Source organism: uncultured Ligilactobacillus sp. (genome assembly GCF_948826705.1).
Taxonomy (GTDB): Bacteria; Bacillota; Bacilli; order Lactobacillales; family Lactobacillaceae; genus Ligilactobacillus.
This window is the reverse complement of the sequence record NZ_CAQLEL010000051.1, coordinates 1-1,634: the sequence shown is the minus strand read 5'-3', so window position 1 is coordinate 1,634 and position 1,634 is coordinate 1. Positions and strand designations below refer to the sequence as shown.

Below are 1,634 nucleotides of genomic sequence, written 5' to 3'. Positions count from 1 at the left end.
ACTTTTGATCAATTCAACTAAAAAGATCGACAAGAGCCAACAAGAGATCCGCCAAGAAAAAGTTACACAAGCTCAATCAAAACGAAGTAGTGAATCTAGATCAAAGGCTTCAAGCACCACAGTAGAAGTACCAGAATATGAGACGCCTGATGATACGACCGAAGAAGTAGTACCAGCTGTAGAAAATACAGATGAATATGAGATCGTTGGTGATCCGATCGATTATACCGATGCACCAGGCCCACAAGCGCCAGCGTGGTACTATGAATGTGATGCTAAAAAACATCAGACACAATATATTGAGCGTATTCAAGTAGACAGATCAACGGATGAAAGACCTGTTTATTGTGGCTCATTTATCTGCCATACTGATCACTTTTATCAAGATTTCGAAAATTTAGGATACATTTCTCCAGAGCGAGAAGCCTATCTTTCTTCACTGCAAGAATCTTATCAACAAAGTAGTAGTGATTAAGGTTGTCCCATAGCTATAAAAGGCGTACTATGTGAGTAAATGCATGGAGAGGATAAGAGAATGCGCACATATAAACGAAGTATGCCGACATTACGTTTAAAGTCAGATATTTCAACGGTATATTGTAAATTTGAGCTCTTAAGTGAAGAAGAATGCCAGTCCTATGGATTACAGGAAGTGTATAAGATTCAATGGGATATTCATGGACATGTTTCATATGCTACGGTTGGATATTCATTTATGGGGGCGATCGCCTATTTGCTCAAACTGATAAAAGAAGTGCTAAAAGATGATGTGACTGATTACTACGAAGTTTTTGAGTCAGATGATGATGATTTTTATGATCTCGTTTTTCAACGTGAAGGAAAAGAACGCTCACTTGAATTGCGTTGTTACTTAGAAGAGACTAGTCAAGATCGGTTGACAATACATTTTGACGAAAGTGAGATCGTGTCTTTGGGTATCTATTGTCAACTTTTTGAAGGACAATTAGACAAGTCTATGTTACCCGTACAACATATGTATGACCTAGGTATTTTTCAAGGAGATTGATAAATAATGAAAACATTGGATAATCACAAATGGTGAACCAATCAGCTTTGAGATCAAGGACTGTACAGAAGAGAGACTAGCTAGCATTAAAGCAGTAGAGCCAAGATATAACATAGAAAAAGCATATTTATGATGGGCAATATAAGTAAATAGGTTCTACAGAAAATCTTGCTTTCTGTAGAACCTATAATTTTATCTCAATGAGCGACGATAGCCAGCTGCTTGAGCTTCGGCTTCTGTACTAAAATAGACTGCATTTTCTGAGTTCATTCGGTAGCCCCGTTGCCCTGGAACATGATAGATCATGCTTCGAGAATTACCGACGATCGTTCCTTGTGCATTAGCATCAGCAGTATTTATATCGCCATTATTAACAGGTGCATTCCCAGCTTGGCTATTGTTGGCATTGTCGTTAGCTTGTGTTTGTTCAGCTTGTTCCTGCGCAGCAGCACTTTCACTAGCCCGACTTGCCTCTTCTTGTGCGATACGTTCGCTTTCGGCTTCCGCGCTCTCGGATTCAGCAATACTTTCTGACTCCGCACGCTTACTTTCAGCTTCTTCACTAGCAGCCTTTTCACTTTCTTCTTTAGCAATGCTTTCTGATCGT

Annotated in this window: 2 protein-coding genes and 1 pseudogene; 2 read left to right on the top strand and 1 reads right to left on the bottom strand. The window is 39.4% G+C overall.

Annotated features, from left to right (window positions below):
- The coding region (locus tag Q9Q35_RS02930; protein WP_304652057.1) for a hypothetical protein at window positions 1-475 on the top strand (475 nt) is incomplete at its 5' end.
- A 60-nt stretch (window positions 476-535) separates the two neighbouring features.
- Window positions 536-1,027: a hypothetical protein gene (locus Q9Q35_RS02925; RefSeq protein WP_304652056.1), complete on the top strand. Its 492-nt coding sequence runs from the start codon at window positions 536-538 to the stop codon at window positions 1,025-1,027.
- 192 nt (window positions 1,028-1,219) lie between these two features.
- Here Q9Q35_RS02925 and Q9Q35_RS02920 read toward each other — a convergent pair.
- Window positions 1,220-1,634: pseudogene (locus Q9Q35_RS02920) on the bottom strand (DNA-entry nuclease); the annotation flags it as partial.